Annotated in this window: 18 protein-coding genes; 8 read left to right on the top strand and 10 right to left on the bottom strand. The window is 65.1% G+C overall.

All coding sequences use genetic code 11. The features are described from left to right. Positions 1–62 precede the first annotated feature (62 nt). Positions 63–815, bottom strand: coding sequence for an SDR family oxidoreductase (locus tag E5162_RS13440; RefSeq protein WP_135945826.1), 753 nt, complete (start codon positions 813–815; stop codon positions 63–65). Positions 816–993: 178 nt separating this feature from the next. On the opposite strand from E5162_RS13440, the gene E5162_RS13445 reads away from it, so the two are divergent. The 4 genes from E5162_RS13445 (at position 994) to E5162_RS13460 (ending at position 5,816) form a co-directional block, all read left to right on the top strand. Beyond that, positions 994–2,007 (top strand): zinc-binding alcohol dehydrogenase family protein, encoded by a 1,014-nt coding sequence (locus E5162_RS13445; RefSeq protein WP_135945791.1) that lies wholly within the window; start codon positions 994–996, stop codon positions 2,005–2,007. Positions 2,008–2,207: 200 nt separating this feature from the next. Further along, positions 2,208–2,498: a co-chaperone GroES gene (gene groES / locus E5162_RS13450; protein WP_135945792.1), complete on the top strand. Its 291-nt coding sequence runs from the start codon at positions 2,208–2,210 to the stop codon at positions 2,496–2,498. A gap of 92 nt (positions 2,499–2,590) precedes the next feature. Further along, complete coding sequence (groL, locus tag E5162_RS13455; protein WP_135945793.1) at positions 2,591–4,228, top strand: chaperonin GroEL; 1,638 nt, start codon at positions 2,591–2,593, stop codon at positions 4,226–4,228. A gap of 130 nt (positions 4,229–4,358) precedes the next feature. After that, positions 4,359–5,816 carry an amidohydrolase family protein gene (locus E5162_RS13460; RefSeq protein ID WP_158291311.1) on the top strand — a complete coding sequence of 486 codons (1,458 nt, stop codon included), beginning with the start codon at positions 4,359–4,361 and terminating at the stop codon, positions 5,814–5,816. On the opposite strand, the gene E5162_RS13465 is transcribed toward E5162_RS13460, so the two are convergent. Next, entirely contained in the window at positions 5,813–6,919 is a 1,107-nt protein-coding gene (locus E5162_RS13465) for a glycoside hydrolase family 3 N-terminal domain-containing protein (RefSeq protein WP_135945795.1), read from the bottom strand. The two genes, E5162_RS13460 and E5162_RS13465, sit on opposite strands and share 4 nt — an antisense overlap. Before the next feature lie 182 nt (positions 6,920–7,101). On the opposite strand from E5162_RS13465, the gene E5162_RS13470 reads away from it, so the two are divergent. Then, a complete protein-coding gene (locus tag E5162_RS13470) occupies positions 7,102–8,046 on the top strand; it encodes a hypothetical protein (RefSeq protein ID WP_135945796.1) in 945 nt (314 codons plus the stop codon). 265 nt (positions 8,047–8,311) lie between these two features. Here E5162_RS13470 and hisS read toward each other — a convergent pair whose 3' ends face one another. Continuing rightward, the gene (gene hisS / locus E5162_RS13475; protein ID WP_135945797.1) at positions 8,312–9,778 is read right to left on the bottom strand and encodes a histidine--tRNA ligase; all 1,467 of its coding nucleotides are present in this window, start codon (positions 9,776–9,778) and stop codon (positions 8,312–8,314) included. A 126-nt stretch (positions 9,779–9,904) separates the two neighbouring features. Here hisS and E5162_RS13480 point away from each other — a divergent pair, with 126 nt between their 5' ends. Next, positions 9,905–10,363 (top strand): hypothetical protein, encoded by a 459-nt coding sequence (locus tag E5162_RS13480; protein WP_135945798.1) that lies wholly within the window; start codon positions 9,905–9,907, stop codon positions 10,361–10,363. 10 nt (positions 10,364–10,373) lie between these two features. Here E5162_RS13480 and E5162_RS13485 read toward each other — a convergent pair whose 3' ends face one another. From E5162_RS13485 to E5162_RS13510, 6 genes are all read right to left on the bottom strand, one after another. Further along, on the bottom strand, positions 10,374–11,357 hold the full coding sequence (locus E5162_RS13485; RefSeq protein WP_135945799.1) for an NAD-dependent epimerase/dehydratase family protein: 984 nt from the start codon (positions 11,355–11,357) through the stop codon (positions 10,374–10,376). Positions 11,358–11,362: 5 nt separating this feature from the next. Then, positions 11,363–11,980, bottom strand: coding sequence for a redoxin domain-containing protein (locus E5162_RS13490; protein ID WP_206751127.1), 618 nt, complete (start codon positions 11,978–11,980; stop codon positions 11,363–11,365). Then, the gene (locus E5162_RS13495; protein WP_135945800.1) at positions 11,977–14,127 is read right to left on the bottom strand and encodes a protein-disulfide reductase DsbD family protein; all 2,151 of its coding nucleotides are present in this window, start codon (positions 14,125–14,127) and stop codon (positions 11,977–11,979) included. Before E5162_RS13495 ends, E5162_RS13490 begins: the two co-directional genes overlap by 4 nt. Positions 14,128–14,280: 153 nt before the next feature. Further along, positions 14,281–15,081, bottom strand: a complete 801-nt coding sequence (locus tag E5162_RS13500; RefSeq protein WP_135945801.1) for a SapC family protein — start codon at positions 15,079–15,081, stop codon at positions 14,281–14,283. Positions 15,082–15,237: 156 nt separating this feature from the next. Further along, the gene (locus E5162_RS13505; protein WP_135945802.1) at positions 15,238–15,876 is read right to left on the bottom strand and encodes an OmpW/AlkL family protein; all 639 of its coding nucleotides are present in this window, start codon (positions 15,874–15,876) and stop codon (positions 15,238–15,240) included. A 115-nt stretch (positions 15,877–15,991) separates the two neighbouring features. Then, complete coding sequence (locus tag E5162_RS13510; protein ID WP_135945803.1) at positions 15,992–18,106, bottom strand: TonB-dependent receptor; 2,115 nt, start codon at positions 18,104–18,106, stop codon at positions 15,992–15,994. A 154-nt stretch (positions 18,107–18,260) separates the two neighbouring features. Here E5162_RS13510 and E5162_RS13515 point away from each other — a divergent pair, with 154 nt between their 5' ends. Next, the gene (locus E5162_RS13515; RefSeq protein WP_135945804.1) at positions 18,261–18,692 is read left to right on the top strand and encodes a helix-turn-helix domain-containing protein; all 432 of its coding nucleotides are present in this window, start codon (positions 18,261–18,263) and stop codon (positions 18,690–18,692) included. Positions 18,693–18,722: 30 nt separating this feature from the next. Continuing rightward, positions 18,723–19,646, top strand: a complete 924-nt coding sequence (locus E5162_RS13520) for a thioesterase family protein (protein WP_135945805.1) — start codon at positions 18,723–18,725, stop codon at positions 19,644–19,646. Here E5162_RS13520 and E5162_RS13525 read toward each other — a convergent pair. Continuing rightward, a complete protein-coding gene (locus E5162_RS13525; RefSeq protein ID WP_135945806.1) occupies positions 19,643–20,539 on the bottom strand; it encodes a tetratricopeptide repeat protein in 897 nt (298 codons plus the stop codon). The two genes, E5162_RS13520 and E5162_RS13525, sit on opposite strands and share 4 nt — an antisense overlap. Between the last annotated feature and the right edge of the window lie 36 nt (positions 20,540–20,575).

Raw genomic sequence — 20,575 nt, forward strand, 5'->3', positions numbered from 1 at the left:
AATGCCTACGCATTCCGGCCGTCTGTCAAAAAAAGTTATCGCGAACGGGAGCGGCGCGCGGATCAGAACTTGGAGACGGAGTGGCCGCCGTCAACGATCATCGCACTGCCGGTTGCAAAGCTTGACTGATCGGACACCAGGAAAAGCGCCGCGCGGGCGATTTCCTCCGGCTCGGCCATGCGTTTGAGCGCATGAAGACCAGCCACAAACTCATGGTATTCCGGGTCATTCCCGGCCATCTCCGTCTTTGTGCCGCCGGGAAGAAGGGCATTGACGCGAATCCCGTCGGCCCCGTGTTCGACCGCCAGGACCTGGGAGAGCCCGATCAGCCCGGCTTTTGCCGCGGCGTAAGCTCCCATACCCGGCAATCCCGCCGTGTAACCGACGAAGGATGACGTAAACACGATCGATCCACCGCCTCTGCGCTTGAGCGCCGGGACCTGACTCTGCGCACAATGGAATGCACTGGTGAGATTCGTCGCGAGAACCTCGTGCCAGTTGCCTGCCTCCATTTCGGCGATCGGCCCGAGAGCACCAGTTGTACCGGCGTTGTTGAATGCGGCGTCGAGCCCACCAAACTCGTGTTCTGCTCGCTCCACGAGCCGCGCCGCATACCCCGCATCGCGTACGTCGCCCGCTTCGACTATGACGTGCCCTCCTTCCTCTCTGACGATCCTGGCGACCTTCTCCAGAAGCTCCCCGCGCCGCGCGCCGAGCACGAGGTTGGCGCCATTCCGGGCAAAGAGTTTTGCTGAAGCCGCACCGATGCCGCTGCTGGCACCGGTGATGATCACAGTCTTGCCTTCAAGCATGATCAGAATCTCCTTTTTGCTGACACAGCCCAAACTGAGGACATTGCCGGCTCGGCTCGACCCGATCCTTGCTCAGGCGTTCAACGTTGGCAGGAGAGCGGATCGTCCAACCCTTGTTCTGCCTCCGGCCATCGCCATATCCCGAGCACCCTTTTCCCTTTCGCCACCTCTGGAGCGCCCCATGAAAGCCGTCGGTTACACCAATCCCGGTTCGCTGGAGCGCGCCGATGCGCTGATCGATTTCGAGACCGGACGCCCTGCCCCCGGGGCCAGGGATCTTCTGGTCCGGATCAAGGCGGTTTCGGTCAATCCGGTGGACACCAAGGTGCGCGCCAACCGCCCGGTGGAAGGCGATAGCCCGGTCATCCTGGGCTGGGACGCAGCCGGCGAAGTGGTGGAAACCGGATCGGACGTCACGGATTTCAGACAGGGCGACCGGGTCTGGTATGCCGGCTCCATCGACCGGCCGGGGACCAATTGCGAGTATCATCTGGTGGACGAGCGCATCGTCTCGCGCGCGCCGGTCAGCCTGAGCGATGCGGAGGCCGCCGCCATGCCGCTGACCTCGCTCACCGCCTACGAGATGCTGTTCGACCGCCTGCGGGTCGAGGACGAGGTACCGGGCGCGGCCAGGGCCGTGCTGGTCATCGGCGGCGCCGGCGGTGTCGGCTCGATCACGATCCAGCTGCTGCGCGCGCTGACCGGCCTGACCGTGATCGCCACCGCCTCCCGGCCCGAAACCAAGGCCTGGGCCGAAGAGCTGGGCGCCCACCACGTCATCGATCACAGCGCGAATCTGGCCGAGCAGGTGGAGGCGCTGGGCATCGGCGCTCCCGGCTTCGTCTTCTCCATCACCCACACTCACGAATATATCGACCAGATCGCCGAGCTGATCGCGCCACAGGGCCGCTTCGGACTGATCGACGATCCCGAGACGCTGGACATCAAGGGCTTCAAGACCAAGGCGGTTTCGGTCCACTGGGAGCTGATGTTCACCCGCCCCCTCTTCCAGACCGCGGACATGGCGCGCCAGGGCGAGATCCTCGCCGAGATCGCCGGCCTGATCGAGACGGGCAAGATTCGCTCCACCCTGACCGACACGCTGGGTCCGGTCTCGGCAGCGAATGTGCGCCGCGCCCACGAGATACTCGAAAGCGGCAAAGCGCGGGGCAAGCTGGTTCTGGAAGGCTTCTGATCGCCTGTTTGCGCAAGCAATTGCGCCAGGGTGCGGAAAAATCGATCCCGGTGACGTTCCTGCCTCTTGACGCGTATGCCGCGCCCTCTTACCTCCGCCTCTGTTAGCAGTCGGCCCTGGCGAGTGCCAGTGCGCTGACGGCTAGATCTGACAACCCTGAAAAGAGCCATTTTCGGCTCGTGGAATGGAGTAGAGAAGCGATGGCATTTCGTCCTCTGCACGACCGTGTGCTGGTCAAGCGCATCGAAGAAGAAGCCAAAACCAAGGGCGGGATCATCATTCCCGACACGGCGAAGGAAAAGCCGCAGGAAGCTGAAGTCGTGGCCGTCGGCTCCGGCGCCATCAAGGAAGATGGCAGCGTGCGCACCCTCGACGTGAAAAAGGGCGACCGCGTCCTGTTCGGCAAATGGTCCGGCACCGAAGTCACGGTCGACGGCGACGAGCTGTTGATCATGAAAGAGTCCGACATTCTGGGCATCATCGAAAACTAGTCGGTTTCTCCAGGCGATGGCCGCGCGATACCCGCGCACATCCCCCGGCACGAACCGATCCTTCACTTATCTAGACACAGAGGTTTGCACTCATGGCTGCCAAAGAAGTCAAATTCGGCGCTTCCGCCCGCGACAAGATGCTCAAGGGCGTTGATACGCTTGCCGACGCGGTAAAAGTCACGCTCGGCCCGAAAGGCCGCAACGTCGTCATCGAAAAATCCTTCGGCTCTCCGCGCACCACCAAGGACGGCGTCTCCGTCGCCAAGGAAATCGAACTGGAAGACAAGTTCGAGAACATGGGCGCGCAGATGGTCCGCGAAGTTGCATCGCGCACCAATGACGAAGCCGGCGACGGCACCACGACCGCCACGGTTCTGGCCCAGTCCATCATCCGCGAAGGCATGAAGTCGGTCGCGGCCGGCATGAACCCGATGGACCTCAAGCGCGGTATCGACACCGCCGTGAAGAAGGTCGTCGAGCAGATCAAATCGATCTCGACCCCGATCAAGGGCAGCTCTGAAATCGCCCAGGTCGGCACGATCTCGGCCAATGGCGAAAAAGAGATCGGCGACATGATCGCCCACGCCATGGACAAGGTCGGCAATGAAGGCGTCATCACGGTCGAGGAAGCCAAATCCCTCGAAACCGAGCTCGAAGTCGTCGAAGGCATGCAGTTCGACCGCGGCTACCTGTCGCCTTACTTCGTGACCGACACCGAGAAAATGCGCGCCGAGCTCGAAGATCCGTACATCCTGCTGTTCGAGAAGAAACTCTCCTCGCTCCAGCCGATGCTGCCGGTTCTGGAATCGGTGGTTCAGTCCAACCGCCCCCTGCTGATCATCGCTGAAGACGTCGAAGGCGAAGCGCTGGCCACCCTCGTGGTCAACAAGCTGCGCGGCGGCCTGAAGATCGCAGCGGTCAAGGCGCCGGGCTTCGGCGATCGCCGCAAGGCGATGCTGGAAGACATCGCGGTCCTGACCGGCGGTCAGGTCGTGTCCGAAGACCTCGGCATCAAGCTGGAAAACGTCACGCTGGACATGCTTGGCACTGCCAAGAAAGTGTCCATCACCAAGGACGACACCACGATCGTCGACGGTGCGGGCGAGAAAGAGGCCATCGAAGGCCGCGTCAACCAGATCCGCAAGCAGATCGAAGACACCACGTCCGACTATGACAAGGAGAAGCTCCAGGAGCGCCTTGCCAAGCTGGCCGGCGGTGTTGCCGTGATCAAGGTCGGCGGCGGCTCCGAGATCGAAGTCAAAGAGCGCAAGGACCGCGTTGACGATGCGCTGAACGCCACCCGCGCTGCGGTGGAAGAAGGCATCGTGCCCGGCGGCGGCGTCGCCCTGCTCAAGGCTGCCAAGGTGCTTGAAGGCCTGAAAGGCGAGAACAACGATCAGACCCAGGGTATCGCCATCATTGCGCGCGCCCTGCAGTCCCCGATCCGTCAGATCGCCCAGAATGCCGGCGTGGAAGGCTCCATCGTCGTCGGCAAGGTTCTGGAAAACTCCAGCGCCTCCTTCGGCTACAACGCCTACACCGAAGAGTATGGCGACATGCTCGACTTCGGTGTGATCGACCCGGCCAAGGTCGTGCGTCATGCGCTGCAGGACGCCTCCTCGGTGGCCGGCATGTTCATCACGACCGAAGCGGCCGTGGCCGAGAAGCCGAAGAAAGAGTCCTCGGCTCCGGCTCCGGACATGGGCGGTATGGGCGGCATGGGCTTCTAGGCCCGAGCCTCTCAAACGGCACAGACAGGAAGGGCGGCCCTCGGGCCGCCCTTCTTTTTTGTCGCCGCGCAAGGCGCGCATGCTAGAGGTTCGTGCGAGACAAATGATGGGATATGGGAGGGAGGCAGCAATGCTTGGCCGGATTGTAATTGCGGCGCTGGGTGCCCTGGTTCTCGGGCTCGTCGCGCTTGTCGCGGCATCGCTCGCGCCGCCTCACGGGCTGCGCCCGCCAGCCACGCGTCCAGCCGCCATCCTCATCGAACCGGTGCGCCTCGTCACGATGGACCCGGATGCACCCGAGAGCGAGCCGGACCGGGCAATCCTCGTGGTCGGCGGCGAGATCGCCGCTGTCGGACAGGCAGGCGAACTGACCGTGCCCGCCTCGCTTTTAGCCGGCGACGTCCTGCGCATTGACGGCCAGGGCCGAACGCTGCTTCCCGGGCTCATCGATGCACACATCCATCTATGGGACGAGGCGGAGCTGGCGGGCTATCTGGCACACGGCGTGACCGGTGTCCGCAACATGTCCGGCATGCCGTTCCATCTCCCCCTGGCGCGGCGTATCGAAAGCGGCCGCCTTCTCGGCCCCTCGCTGATAACCACAGGCCCGATCCTCAACAGTCCCGGCCCCAATCAGCAAGACAACCACATGCTCGTCACCACGAGCGAAGAGGCGCGCGCCGCAGTCCGCCGGCAGCACGATCAGGGCTATCGAGCGCTGAAAGTCTATTCCAACCTCGAACGCGACGCCTACCTGGCGGTGCTGGACGAGGCGGCGCAGCTCGGCATGACGGTGAGCGGACACACTCCGGAGGGGTTTCGCGGCGAGGGCATACCCTACGACCAGCCGTTCGAGATCCGGTTCGAGGACGTGCTCGACGACGGATTCCTCACGATCGAGCACACCGAGTCGATCGTCTGGCACGGCCTGCGCGATCGCCTGGACGCAGAAGCGATGGTGCTGCTTGCCGAGGAGATGGCCTCCCACAGCGTAACGGTCACCCCGACCCTCATCGCCCACGACAATCTGATCCGGGTGGCGCAAAGCGAGGGCGCCTATCTGAGCCGGGAGGGGACCGGCACGCTCAACCCGCTGATCAGTCGTCTGGAATCGGGTGTCTACGACTTCTGGAGCGGAGTGGACCCGGAGCCGCGCGAAGTGCCTCGGGCCGCCTTCTACCGCGACGCGACGCGGCAGATGCACGAGGCCGGCATTGTCCTGCTTGCCGGCAGCGATGCCGGGATCTTCACCAACCTGCCCGGCCGGTCCCTGACGCGGGAGCTGGAGCTTCTGGTCGAAGCCGGACTTTCGCCGCACGACGCCTTGCGGACGGCGACGATCAATCCGGCGCAGGCGCTGGGCTGGACCGACCGCGGCCGGATCGCGCCCGGTCAGCGCGCCGACCTCATCCTGGTCGATGGAGACCCTCTGACCGAGATCAGCGCGGTAGAATTTCCCGCAGGCGTGATGGTGGGCGGTATCTGGCTCGACCGCACCCGGCTCAACGCCCTGGAGCGCGCCGCCACGCACACATCCATACCGCGCACGGGCCGCCGTGTGGCCGCCAGTCTGATGGCGCAGAACTAGGCGCGCAGGATTCGCCGGTCGAGCGCGTCCAGGCGCGCCATCGCCGCATCGATCCGTTCGGCCGGCAGGGAGCCGTCTTCGATCGCCTCTTCCACCCACCCAAGGATATGCTGCGGCAGCTCGGGATCGGGATCGGCCGAGTTGGAGATCAGCAACAGGTCGTTGCCGGCCTGGATCGCGCCGAGTACCGCGTCGCGGCGCGAGTAGTTGTCACGGATCGCCCCCATGTCGAGATCGTCCGTAATGACGGCGCCTTGATAGCCGATGACATCGCGCAGCAGACCCTCAATGGCCCGGCGCGAGAAGGTTACCGGTTCGCCGGACGGGTCGATGCGCCGGTTGATGAGATGCCCGCCCATGATCAGATGCGCGTGGCCGGAACGCACGAGATCGGCGAACGGGACCAGCTCCTCGTAGCTCCAGCTCTCCGTGATATCGACGAAGCCGTCATGGCTGTCGCCCTCCGATCGGCCGTGGCCGGGAAAATGCTTGACGGCGCACGCAATGCCCTCCGCCTCGAACGCCTCTATGAAGGCGGCACAATAGCGGGCCACATCGTGAGGGTCGGTGCCGTAGGCGCGGCCATAGCGGCCGATGACAAGGTTGGCCTCCTGGTGGAGATCGGCGACCGGGGCGAGGTTGAGGTTGAAGCCGGCCGCCTTCAACTCGCGCGCGGCATCCCGGTAGGCGAGCGACGCCGCCTCGATGCCCGCGCCGGCGAGATCCATCGCGCGCGGGATATCGCCATAGCCCATCTCCTCGTTGAGACGCTGCACGAGTCCGCCTTCCTGGTCGATGGTCAGCCAGGCATGGGGGGCGGCGGCGCGGAAGCGGGCAGCAAGCCCCTCCACTCCGGCGCGCTGGCGCGCGTTGTGGCGCAGAAACAGGACGCCGCCAATGCGCCCTTCGCCCAGATGCGCCTCGATCCGCGCGGCATCACCGGCCGTCTCGTCCTGTCCCAGGAATCCGAGGATCAGCATCCGGCCCAGCTTTTGGGCAAGGCTGGCGTCCTGCCAGCTCGACCGGGCCATCCCTTCACCGGGCAGGGCCAGTGAAACGCCGGCAGCGGCTGCCGCCGACAGCAATGCGCGCCGGTCGATCATGGAATGACCCCTTCCCCTCAATTCCCTGTCAAAGGGCTAGCCGGACGCGGCCGCACTGTCCAGTACGGCCCGGCAATCGCCACTCAGACCCGGCATTACATGGACAAGTTTTAAGTTCCGTGACGCACGCGTGTAATCCCGGCAGCGGCATGGTGAGCACCATCACGGACGGGAGATATCTGATGAAAACCCTATTTCTGGCCGCGGCCGCCATGCCCGCACTCATGGCCTGCGCCAGCGCTTCGGCCGACGAGGCCCGCCAGGCCCGCCAGGCCCAATCGGCCAATGTGCTGACGATCAACGGAAAACCCTACGTCGTCGAAAGCGGCGCCGATGTGGCCTCACTGATTTCGGAGGTGACCCAGGAGCGGGGAGCGGGCAATTCTGACTTCGATTTCGACTTTGATATCGAGTTCGACAATGGCGACTGGACGCCGCGCGAACGCGCCGAATTCGAACGCGCCATGGAGGATTTAAGCGCCTCGATGGCCAGCATCGGCCAGGACATGATCATCGTTTCCGAGTTCGACGAAGAGCGCGTTCGCGTGCACGCCGCTCATATCGAGGAGATGGCCGAAGCCCATGCCGAGCGCATCGCGGCCCGCACCGAAGCCATTGCCGCCGAGGCGGAACGCATGGCCGAATATGCCGAGCTGCGTACCGGCGACATCATGGATGAGGCCCTCGCCGCCGGTCTGGTGGGGATGGAGGCCGGTCTGCTTTCGATGGACGCGGCGCTGGAGCGCGGCTGGGTGGAAGAGGACGGCGAACGCCGGACCCTGACACGCCGCGAACGCGAGGAGTTGCGCACGGCGCGCGCTGGCCTGGCCGAAGGTATCGCCGAATTTCGCGCCGAGCACCGCGGGCGGCTCGCCGACCTGGACAGGCGCGCCAGCGAGATGCGTGCGCGAGAGGGTGACGCGCGCAGTATTTTGATCAATGAGGGCTCAGGGCCTCAACGGCGCCATATCCGCGTCGAGGACGAGGATGGCCAGCGCCGCGTCTGGGTCAACGGCCGGGAGCTGGAGGGCGACGCGCTCGAGGACTTTCTGGACGGATTCAGCTACACGCACCCGGCTCCGCCCGATGCGCCACGAGCCCCGGAACTGGAAGGCGGACACCGCTAGACGATTGACGCGAAAAAAAGCCCGGCATCGAAAGATACCGGGCTTAAGCGTTCGGTTGGTCGATTAAGAGACGTCTCCTCCCCAGAAACGCCACTCAAGAGACAAGACGGTCAGGCCCTGTCGTGAAAACAACATGACCTAAATGTCATAAAGGCGTCAAGCCCTTCGAACTGTCCAAGATCAGATACTTAAGACTAGCGGCCCGTTGCAGGCCATACCGCCCGGTCATGAAGACGGGTATCGCAGCGGTTCGGGCCGGGAACAGCTAGTCGCGCGACAGACGCGCCTTGATCTCCGACACGAGCGACTCGCGCGGGACCGTGAATTGCTGGCGCTGCTCGGCCCATTCCTCGCGGTCGGTGAGTTGCGCCGCGATCTCCGCGCCCAGCGCCAGGTCCTTGACCGACACTGTCCCGGCTTCGCGCTCCTCGCTGCCGACAATGACCGCGAAGGCCGCGCCGCGCCGGTCGGCATATTTCAACTGCTTGCCCATATTGCCTCCGCCCACGAAGGCCTCGGCGCGCAGGCCCGCGGCGCGCAACTCTGCGGCCAGCGCGAAATATTCGGCCATCTGGTCCTTCTCGGCCGCGACCACGACGACCAGCGGATCCGGCCGGGCCGCATCCAGACGGTCCAGCGCAGACAGGGCTGCGGCAAAGCGCGAGACACCAAAGCTGAAGCCGGTCGCCGGCACGGCCTGTCCGGTAAAGCGGGCAACCAGATCGTCATAGCGTCCGCCGCCGCCAATCGATCCAAATCGAATCGGACTGCCATCCTCATACTGGGCGGTCGCCAGTAGTTCGGTCTCGAAGACCGGCCCGGTATAATAGCCCAGGCCTCGAACAATGGATGGATCGAAGGCCGCACGCGTCTCGTCGACGCCCAGAGAGCGCAGGATCGCGTCAATCTCGGTCAGGGCTTCTACGCCCTGCGCCCCCGCCGTGTCGCCCACGACCGCTTCTAGCCGGGCGATGATCTCGGCGCGCGAGCCGCCTCCGGCCTCGAGGAAATCGAGCACGCGGGTGCGCTGGCCGGCATCGAGGCCCGCGCCCTTCGTGAAGTCGCCGCTTTCGTCCTTGCGTCCCTCGCCCAGCAACAGCTCGACGCCCTCGCGGCCCAGACGGTCCATCTTGTCGATGGCACGCAGCACACGCATGCGGGCCTCGCTGGCCGAGGCACCGAGGCTTTCCAGCACGCCGTCCAGAAGGCGGCGATCATTGACCCGGATCACGTAGTCGCCCTGCCCCAGACCCGCCGCACCCATGACCTCGCTGGCCAGCGCGATGATCTCGGCGTCGGCGGCGGGACCCGGCGCGCCCACGCTGTCCGCATCGCACTGGACGAACTGGCGGAAGCGGCCCGGTCCGGGCTTCTCGTTGCGCCAGACTTCACCGAACTGGTAGCGGCGGAACGGCTTGGTCAAGTCCTGGAAGTTTTCGGCGGCGAAGCGGGCGAGCGGCGCGGTGAGGTCGTAACGCAGTGCCATCCACTGCTCGTCCTCGTCCTGCATGGCGAAGACACCCTCGTTGGGGCGTTCCTCGTCGGGCAGGAATTTGCCGAGCGCGTCGGCATATTCGAAGGCGGGCGTTTCCAGCGGTTCGAAGCCCCATTTCTCGTAGACGTCGGAGGCCGCGCGTACCAGTGCGCGCTCGGCGCGCAGAACGTTCGCGGAGCGATCCTCAAACCCGCGCGGACGCCGGGCTTTGGGCTTGAAGGCTTTGGTCTTCGCCATCGTCTGTGTGTCTCTTGGAGATGAAAAGGGTCGGGCCGGACTTACGCCGAGACGGGCAGGCGATCAAGCGGCGCAGGTCTTGCGTGGCAGAGCCTTGATTGGCCTGAATCGATACGGGAGACAGACATGTTGCGCATATTGGTGACCGCCACGCTGATCCTGCTTGGCACAGTAGCCAGCGCGGCCGCCCAGGATGCCGCCCGCGTGGCCGAACTGGCCGACACCCTGAAAGCCGAAGCGGAAGGACGTGCACAGACGCTGGCCCTGACGCCGGGCGCACCCTCGGCGGGGATCGACCCGCACGACCCGTTCGCCACGGGCGTGCAGGACTTTGCCGGCGAGGCGATCCGCCTGTCGCGCCATATCGAGGCCGTCGGGGGACCGATGGACCTGAAATGCATCTTCAAAGGCATGAGCGAGGATGCGCTGTCGCGGCTGGACGCGCTCGCGGAGCCGGCGCGCAATGGCGAGCGTGCGCGCACCTATCACGAGTTCGCCGGCCTGTTCGAAGACGCGGCGATCATCGCACGCGATAGCGAGACCCGGGCCGTGGCCAGCCTGCCCTGCCCTGTCGAGGCCGAGTAGGCATGCCGGGTCAGGCCACGGGGTAGAGGCCATCGGCGAAGGCGTCTCCGTGATAGCCCTTGACGCCGACCTCGCGTGCCAGCGCGCTTCCGATCGGGTCCCCGGCATCGAGCTGGCGCAGGATGCGGGCGAAATCATATTCCGGCTCCCAGCCGAGCTCGCGGCGCGCCCTCGCGTTGGAATAGACCCTGTCTATCGAATCGAACATCTCATATCCGCGCGACTCGTAGATTGCCTTGCCACTTGGGAAGCGGGACCAGACGGTCGGCGGCGCATCGTCGCGTAGCCCCGCCACGTCATCCCGGTCGAATGGCGGCGTGGCGCTGATGATGTATTTCGCGAAGCCGATCTCTCCGGCCCGCTCGAGCGCGCAGACATGCGCACTCGCCGCATCGGCGAGATCGACGCGGCGATAGAGGAACTCGTTGGCCTTGGCGTTCTCCGGCCGATAGCGCGCACGGACCTGCGGATTATCGTCCTCTTCGGGGAAAAAGCGCGAGGTGCGCAAGACCAGAACAGGCATCGCGGTCTGCCCGTGCGTCAGCTCGCACAGATCTTCCGCCGCCGTCTTGGTCGCGCCATAGATATTCTTGACGCGGCCGGAAACCTCTTCGTCGATCCATGCAGCCGGCGCGCCGGCCGGGGGCCGGAGCGCGCGGCCGAACGCGCTCGTCGTCGAGGTAAAGAGAAAAGCTCCGACCCCGGCTTCGACCGCCGCTTGCAGAAGGATCCGCGTGCCGGTGATGTTCGTGTCCACGAAATCGGCCCAGCTATGGGTGGCGACGTGCGGCTTGTGCAATGTGGCTGTATGAATAACCGCATCGGCACCTCGAATCGTCGACCGGACGAGGTCCATGTCACAGATCGAGCCGGTATGCCGTGTAAACGCGCCCGGTCTGGCATCGAGCCCGACGGGCTCATGACCGGCAAGAGGAAGCGTGCGCATCAGGGCTTCGCCCAGATGGCCGGAGCTTCCCGTGACGAGGACTTTCATCGCCCCTACCCAGGATATTTCACGTTACAGCCATAGGCGACCGTCTGATCGGGATCGATCGGCTCGCCTGCTTCCATCGCGTCGAGCGCGGCGGTGACATAGTTGTGCGCGCCTTCCAGGCTGGACGAGCGCGCGCTCGGCTGATCGTCGATCGCGCCGGCATAGCGCAGCGTGCCCTCGGCATCGATAATGTACATGTGCGGGGTCGTGGCGGCCTCGTAGGCGCGTCCGATCGTGCCTTCCGGGTCGAGGACGACATGAGCCGGCGCAGCACCACGCGACTGGTTCAGGGCGAGCGCTTCCTCGGCGGAAACATGGCCCTGCTTGCCCGGCGCGGACGAGATGATCTGGATCCAGGTGATCCCGTCGCTGGCGGCGTTTGCCTGCAATTCCTGCATGTTCTGGCCGTCATAGTGCTTTTGCACGTACGGGCAGCCATGATTGGTCCACTCAAGGATCACGGTCTCGCCGGAAAAATCTGACAGGGCGATGGCCTCGCCGGTGGCCGTGCTGGCTTCGAAGGCCGGGGCCGGTTCACCCACGACCGGGTCGGCATGCGCCATGCCGGCCAGAGCCAGCAGGCTGGTACCGGCTGCGAGCGTGGTCAGGAAACGCGTCATCATGAGGCATCACTCCCGTTTGCGGTGGCCGCGCGGATTGCACGCAGCACGGTGTCTTCGGTCAGAAGCGGGGGAAGCTTCTGCGGCTCTCCGCCCGATCTCGGGTAGACAAGATACATCGGAACGCCTGCCGATCCATGGGTTTCCAGTGCGGCGGCAATCACGGGATCGCGATTGGTGAAGTCGGCGCGCAGCAATGCCATGCCTGCGGTATCGAATGCTTCGCGCACGTCGCGGTCGGACAGCGTGCCCAGCTTGTTGACCTGACAGGTCACGCACCAGGCGGCGGTGAAATCGACAAAGACCGGGCGCCCTTCACTCTGGAGTTGGGCCACGCGCTCGGGACTCCACACTTCGAAATCGGTCTGCGAGGAGGCCTGCGCGCCCGGCTCGAGGCGCGCGGTCATGACCAGCGCGCCGGCAACCAGGGCGACACCCAGGACGCCGCTGACCCGGCCGAGACTGCCCCCGGCCTGCCAGGCCCAGATCGCGAACCCCGTGGCCAGAAGGGCGACAAGCATCCACACCATGCCGGTCGCGCCGGTCTGCAGGGTGAGCACCCAGATCAGCCATATGGCGACCGCAAACATCGGGAAGGCCAGCACCTGCTTGAACCGCACCATCCAGGGCCCCGGCCTCGGCAGGCGCGCCAGCAGGCCCGGGCTGAAGCTCACCGCAACGAAAGGCAGCGCCAGTCCGATGCCGAGACAGGCGAAGACGACAAGTGCAATCGCCGGCGGCTGGGCGATGGCGAAGGCCAGCGCGCCGGCCATGAAGGGTGCCAGGCAAGGCGCCGCGACGAAGACGGCCAGTACGCCTGTGAGGAAGGAGCCTGCCCGTGTATTGGGATTCACCTCGCCGCCAACACCTTGCAACGAGGTTCCGACCTCGAAGGCCCCCAGGAAATTCAAACCGATGAGGAACATCAGCAGGACCAGACCGGCCACCACGCCCGGGACCTGAAGCTGAAAGCCCCACAGATCGGGCATGCCGGCGGCCCGCGCCACGACCAGGGCCGCGCCCAACGCCACGAAAGTCGAAATCACGCCGGCGCCGAAGATCAGGCCGAGCATGCGGGCCTGCGCGGGATCGCTATCGCGTTTCTGAACCAGGTGAAGCGCCTTCATCGAGAGGATCGGGAAGACGCACGGCATCAGGTTCAAGATTAGACCGCCGAGGAGTGCGAAGAGTACGGCCTGCCAGAGGCTTATGCCCGGGGGCGCCGTCGGGCCTGTGCGGCCGGCCTCGGTGCCCGCCGCCGCAGCCAACTCCACCACCTGCAAACCGGGCTCAGGCGCAATCGTGTAGGCCCGCAACTGCCACCGCCCGTTCTCGCGAAACTCGGCGGTCAGCACGCCGGGATGCACCTCGTCGACCGGATCGCCGGCCAGGAAGCCGGGCGCCAGACGCAGGGCCAGGCCGGAGGGGGCAAAGATGGCTTCCTGATCCGCGCTATGCTCGATCAGCCCGCCCTCATGGGGAAAGAAATAGACGTTGCGGACACCGCTTTCCCCCGCGGCAAACGGGCCGCCGGCAACGCTCAGCTGGAGACGGTCGCCCGCGCGCACCAGCCCGGCGGACACGTCCTGCGGTGCCGCGACGGGCGCACGCTCCAGCGCCGTGTCGATCAGACGGGCGCCGGCGCGGTCGGAAACGCTATCGCCGACAGTCAGTGTGAGCGCCAGCTCGGCGTCTTCGGGGATGCAGATTTCCTCGCAGACCAGCCAGGTGGCTTCGGCCTCGATCGTTACCGGGCCCGGTGTGGCGCTTTCCGGCACGGTGACAGGAACGGGAAGGGTCACCTCATCCGCATACCCGTAATTGGTCAGCGGCCCGAGCGCATAGGTGGCCGGCGCCGGCCAGATCAGCTCACCGGCCTGCCAGCCCTCGGGCAGTGTCAGGGAGAGCCGCGTCGGCTCTCCGCTATCGCCGGGATTTTGCCAGTAGGTGTGCCATCCCGGCGTGATGTCCTGATGCAGCGCGATGTGGAAGGTCTCGCCCGGCGCGACGGTCTCGCGCTCGCTGACCAGGCTCGCATCGACCATCGGATCGGCGTTGTCCCATTGCGCCTGGGCAAGACCGGCCAGAGCCAGCGCGCACGCAATCGGGGCCAATACATACCGGCAGAACAGATCGGGGCGTGCGGTCACATAAGTCTCCGTTCGGACAAGCGGCTTTAGGCCGGATATATCGCGCGGCGGCGCGCGGTGAAACCGCCCTGACGCGCATGTGATCGCAGGCTGGAACGAAAACAGCCGGCGCAGGGCGCCGGCTGTTTGCAATTCTCGACTGGCGGACCCCGATCAGGCCTGCGCGGCCTGGGCCGTATCCTGGGCTGCGGCGCGCTGGATGAGCGGGTCCCAGTTCAGCTGGGACAGCATCGCGGCGTACATGCCGCCCAGATAGCCGTTATTACGCAGACCCGCGAAGGTCTCGGTGTCGAGCTCCATGAGCTTGCCGCCATCAATGCCGAAATAGGTGGCGACGACTTGCGGCTCGCCGACCGGCTCGCCCTTCTCGTTGCGCGGCTGGAACTTGGATTCCTGCTGGGTCAGCAGGCCGAGTTCTTCGCACCGTGCGGTGAACTCCTGGGTCTGGCGCACATCCGCCTCGAAACGGCGCACATAGTCGATCGCGCGCTGCGTGAAATCGGTCAGCTCGCCCTTGTCGTCGAAGAAGTGCACGTCCGGCTTGTCCGAATACAGGTCAGAGCCCTCATCGACGCACACCGTGAAGCGATCCTTCTCCTGACCGTGCGAGGCGGAGACGAACGGGTAGCGGCGCACGAACGCGGGCAGATAGGTGAATTGCTCGAACCGGCCGGTTTGCGGGTCCACGAACAGGTTCTGCCCCTTGCGCAGACCCATCGCGGCCACGGCGGTCTTGTTCTCGCCGAGGAACAGGATCGGGAAGCGGCTCGCCACGGATCCGAACTCACCGAAGGTCACCGGTACGAAATGGGTATCCTTGAGGAAGTCGAACTGGCGATCGGAGAATTTCAGCCCCTTGCCCTTGTGACGATCCTTATTGAGCGGGACCGGGTTGTTGTAGAGCGGAAGGTTGCCCGAAACGGCAGCATTTGCGGAAGGTGTAGCGTCGGCCATGGTCTATCCCCAGATTGTCACTTTGCGCGTTTGGTAGCGGAGCGGGCCTGAAAGGGCAACACGGCCCCTCACCGCCCCGGTGCAGTTAGGACAATGCAAACCGGGGGCCGCTTTCGCAGCCCCCGGCCAGTGGGATGATCTGTGAGAGGATCGAGCCTAGTAGCGGTAACCGAAGCCCAGTCCGAAAATCCACGGGTTGATGTCGACATCGGCCTCCACGAGACCCAGTCCGCCGGCATCGATGGTAACGTCGGTATTGATCCAGACTTTCTTCAGGTCGGCATTGAGGAACCAGCGCTCGTTGAGCCGGTAATCGACACCGGCCTGGAGCGCGCCGCCGAAGCTTTCCTCGTAGTCGATGCTGGTCAGCGGACTTCCGCCGGGAAGGTCTTCATCGAAGAAGATCGTGTAGTTCACGCCGGCCCCGACATACGGGCTGATCTGACCGTCGGGATTGAAGTGGTATTGAAGCGTCAGCGTCGGCGGCAGCAGAGTCACATCGCCGAGATCCACATCGCCAAGGGCCGTGCCAGTCGCGGTCACATCATGCGGCGTCACGCCCAGGATGAGCTCGGCCGCGATATGGTCGGTGAAGAAATAGCTGATATCCAGCTCGGGCATCACCGACGTGTCGATATCGACACCCCCGCCGATCGGCGTGATATCCGCGCCTTCATCGGGAACGACATTGATCGCGCGCAGACGGAAGAGCCAGTCGCCCTGCTCGGCATGAGCGGGCGCGGCTGCAAGCGCGAAGATGCCGGCAGCCAGCGTAACTTTGAGAAGCGTTTTCATGGGATTACCCCTTTCCCTTACATTCGGTAGGGGCTTTCTGCGCCCGTTCCGGCCGCTTGGGGAGAGGTCATCCTGCCGCGCGGCGCCCTGCCGCGCGGCAGGGCGCCGCAGGCGGCTAGAACCGGACGCTCACCGCGGCGCGGTACGAGCGCCCCGGGAGCGGAACCTGATCCTTCAAAAAGGAAGTGTGCAGGCGGGCTTCCTCGTCGGTGATGTTGCGCACGCCCACGATGAAGGCCACGTCATGCTCGTCGAACGGCGTGATGCGGGCATCCGCGTTGAACAGGGCGAAGCCCTCGGTCGATGTTTCGAAGCTCGCGACCTCGTCTTGCTCGGCCACGAAGCGGCCTTCGGCGCGCAGGGATACCAGGCGGTGATCGGCGATCAGCGCCAGCGTGCCTGACAGGGGCGGAATGCGCGGCAGATCGCCGCCATTGTCGAGCTCGCCACGGACATAGTCGGCCGTCGCTTCCGCGCTGAGGTCGAACATCGCGACCCGGCCCAGCTCGGTTTCAAACTTGGCTTCGAACCCATAGAGCGCCGCGTCTTCCTGCCGGTATTCGAACACGTCCAGACCGTCTTCTTCTTCGCCTGTCGGGAAAAGACCGATAAAGCCATCATAATCGGCGTAGAAGGCCGTGGCTTCGGCGCTGAAGCGGCCAGCCTCACGGCGCAGCGTGGCCTCGCCGGACCAGGCCGTCTCGGTACCCAGATCCAGATTGCCAACCTCGAAGGCCCGGGTGGCAACGTGTGCCCCGTTAGAGAAGACTTCCGCGTCGGTCGGCGCACGTTCGGTGTGCGACAGCGTGATGCCGGTGAACCACCCGTCAGCCGGTCGCGCGAAAAGTGAAACTGACCCGGACACCGTGTCGAAATCGCGCTCGGCCCTTAGTCCATCGAGATTGCGGGTGTCGTAACGCAGCCCGCCTTCGATACCCCAGCGATCGAAATCCCAGCGCTCCGCGACGAAGAGACCCCAGTCCTGCGTGACGACCGGCTCCAGGTACGCCTCCGCCCCGGCTGAGTTGAATTCCTGCGTCAGCATCTGGGCGCCGATGGCGCCCTGGCGCGGCCCGCCGTGCTGGTGGCGAACTTCCAGGCGTCCCTCGACGCCCTCCTTGTCGAAGACCGTGCCGATTTCATCGCCTTCGAATTCGGTATGCACGTAGTCGGCGTGGGCGAAGGACCAGCGGATCCGGTTGAAGAAGCCTTCGCGTTCGAACGCGCCGCGAAGATCGACCCGCTTCTGGTCGAGTTCCAGGCGCACGTCTTCCTCGCCGTGCGCATGGCCTTCTTCCTCCTCGTGGTCTTCGTGATCCTCGTCCTCGTGATCTTCCTCGTGATCTTCCTCATGGGCATGGCTGTGACCAGGCAGGCCGTAGCTGGCGTCGGTCTGCTTGTAGCCAAGGCCGACAAAGCCCCACTCGCCCACGATGGAGGCGCCCACGGAGCCGGTCTCGAAGGTGTAGCCGGAGTTCTCGACCTCGCCATAGGCGAGTTCCTCTTCGTCTCCGTGCTCTTCGTGCTCGTCGTGATCCTCTTCCTCATGCTCGTCGCCATGCTCGAGTTCTCGCAGCGCGGCGGATTCGGCATAGCCCGGGATCTCGAAATTATCGGCCTCGCGGCGCTGGTAATCTCCCTGGAGCACCAGCGCGCCGAGATTGCCCAGTACGCGGCCGGCCACCTGCGTGCCGTCATTCACGCTGGTCGTGCCGCCATAGACGAAACCATCCAGGCCATCTTCGGGCAGCGCGGTCGGGATGCGGCCGTCCATGACGTTCACCACACCGCCGATCGCACCACCGCCATAGGCGATCGCGGCCGGACCACGCAGCACCTCGACCTGCTCCGCGCCGATGACCTCGGCGGTCACCGCATGGTCGGGGCTGGAAGATGAGGCATCGAGCCCGCCAAGCCCGTTGATCAGCACACGCACCCGGTCCGCGCCAAGGCCGCGCACGATCGGACGCCCGGAGGCAGGGCCGAAATAGGTCGAGGTCACGCCGGGCAGATTCTCCAGCGTATCGGCCAGGTTGCCGTTCAGATTGCGAACGAGCTCGTCGCTTCCGACAACATCGACGGAGCCGACGACTTCGTCGGCGCGCGTTTCCAGCGGCGCGGATGTCACGCGGATCACGTCTTCAGGCTCGGACTGGGCCTGCGCGCCAGCGCCGGTCAGGGCGATGACACTGACAGCAAACATGAGGGAGGATGGGTTGAAGCGGCGCATGACAGGTCTCCGAGCGTCTCTGACGATTTAGTAATGTTATAATGTTGCATTCGCTAAAAGCACGCCTACCCCAAGGGTTCGGCGATGGCAAGCCACTTTCCTGCAGGCTGCGGGCTCGCGCTGGCGCGCAGAACACATTAACTTTCGACTCGTGATGACCCAGAATCTGACCATAAACAGCGCCCTGACCCAGGCGGAGAAGGTGTGCACGCGTCGCGGCCTTTCGCTGACGCCGATGCGGCGCCGCGTGCTCGAATTGCTTCTGACGGCCGGTGCGCCGGTCAAGGCATATGATCTTTTATCGAGCCTGAAACCGGGCGGCGGCGCGCAGCCGCCCACCGTGTACCGTGCGCTGGATTTCCTGACCGCGGCAGGCCTGGCCCACAAGGTCGAGGCGCTGAATGCCTACATGGCGTGCGTGCGCGGGGATGAGTGCGGCGGAGCCGAGCTCTATATCTGCGAAGGGTGCGGCGCAGTCACGGAGCGACACACCTCGCCGGTTCCGACCGAAACCCCCTCGGGTTTCCAGGTCGATCGATCGGTGATCGAGCATTACGGCCGCTGTGCGCAGTGCGCGCAGTCCTGAGACCGGATTCACGCCTGGGGGGCGACCAGCATGCATGAATTATGGCGCGGCAACGCGAATGCGTGGGAATGCGACGAGCTCGGTCACCTCAATGTCCGCCACTACATCACCAAGGCGATGCAGGGGATTGGTACGCTGTCCGACCTCATCGGGATGCGCCGCGCCTTTGGCGGCGACGCGAGCGCGACACTGATTGCGCGTACGATGCACATCCGCTTTTTCGCCGAATCCCGCCCCGGCGCGCCGCTCCATATCCAGGGCGGTGTTCTCGACGTCCGTCCCGACGGGCTGGATGCGGTACTGATGATGTACCATTCGGCCACGGCCCGGCTGGCGGCGAGCTTTGTCATCTCTCTCGATCATGCGGCGCCGAGAAGCGGTCAGCCCTTCACCTGGCCCGATCGCATGCAGAGCCGTCTTGATCAGCTGCTCGTGCGCTTGCCCGACGAGGCGGGGCCGCGCGGCATCGAACCGGCCGAGCCCGCGAGCGATCTCAGCCTCCAGCGCGCCGACGCGCTGGATCTGGCCTGGGCGGGGCGGGGCCGCTTCCTGCCGGAGGATGCGGACATGTTCGGCTGGATGCGGGCCGAGTGCGCCATGGGAAAGGTCTCCGACAGCGTCATACACTTCAAGGAAGGCTTCCCCGAACAATGGGCGAGCCATGCCGGGAACGGTCCGGCGCGCCGCGCGAGCGCCCTTCTCGAAGTGCGCATCGCGATTCGCAACTATGCGCGGCCCGGCGACGGCTTTGTCATCCGCTCGGGTCTGACCGGGGTCGGGGAGAAAGTCCGGAACCTCGTCCACTGGGTGCTCGACCCGGTTACCGGGCGGCCCTGGTGGAGCGTGGAAGGCGTAGCGTGCATCATGGATCTGGATGCCCGCGAGCTCGTTCCCACCGAGGCGGATACGCTCGCAAGCTTGCGCGATCAGGTCCGCGAGGAGCTGAAGCTCTAGCCCTCTTCCAGAGCGCGAGCGGCGCTGCGTGCCTGCAAGGCCTCGCTGTCGGTGCGCGCATTGTCGGCAGCATCCAGGAAAAGCTGGCGCGCGACCTCGTTCGAACCGTTCGAACGCCGGATTTGGCCCAGCCCCATCGCCGCAGAGAAATGTCCCGGTTCGAAGGCCAGTACCCGCTCGTACAGGCCGACCGCCTGAGCGGTGAGCCCGGCTTCGGCCAGACAATCGGCGTGGCTCGCCAGCGCATCGAGATCCCACGGGCTTTCGGCCACCGCCGCTTCGGTTTCGCCGCAGATCACCGTGTCTGTCTGGCCAGATTGCGTCAGATCGGCCGGTCCAGGCCGCGCCTGGTCAGCCTCGCCAGAATTGCTCTCGCGTGGAGCGGGAACCGCCGCGGAAGGGTTCGCCGGCACTGAGTCCGGCTCGTCAGACGATTCCGGCTGCGGCTCTGCCTGTGCCGGCTCTGCCGGACGCGGCTGAGCCGAACGGCGCGTGACAACCGGGCCAGGCACCGGGTCACCCTGGTACAGAATCGCAATGCCGCCCTGGCGGATCTCGGCCTGGACCGTCTCGAACATGCCGGACAGAATAATCTCGACGCCATCCTCTCCGGTCGGGTTCAGCTCGATCACTGAAATCGCGCTCGGGACCGCAATTTCGATGCGGCGATCCGCGCTGGATACCCCGGTCACGAGCAGCCTTTGCGTATTCAGAGAGCTGTCCATCTCCAGCCCGCCCGGCTGAGTGTCGAACGCCAGCCAGAGTGTCCCCTGCCCGTCCTGCTGGTGCACACGCGCATCGATCAGCTCGGCAGATGCCGGCGCGGCCGCACACACGGAACCGGCGGCGGCCAGGAGACTGGCGAAAACAATGGACGAGGCAGATCGGTTCATTGGCGGGCTCATCCTTCAACGGTCAGGCCACAGAAC

Source organism: Marinicauda pacifica, from assembly GCF_004793635.1.
Taxonomy (GTDB): Bacteria; Pseudomonadota; Alphaproteobacteria; order Caulobacterales; family Maricaulaceae; genus Marinicauda; species Marinicauda pacifica.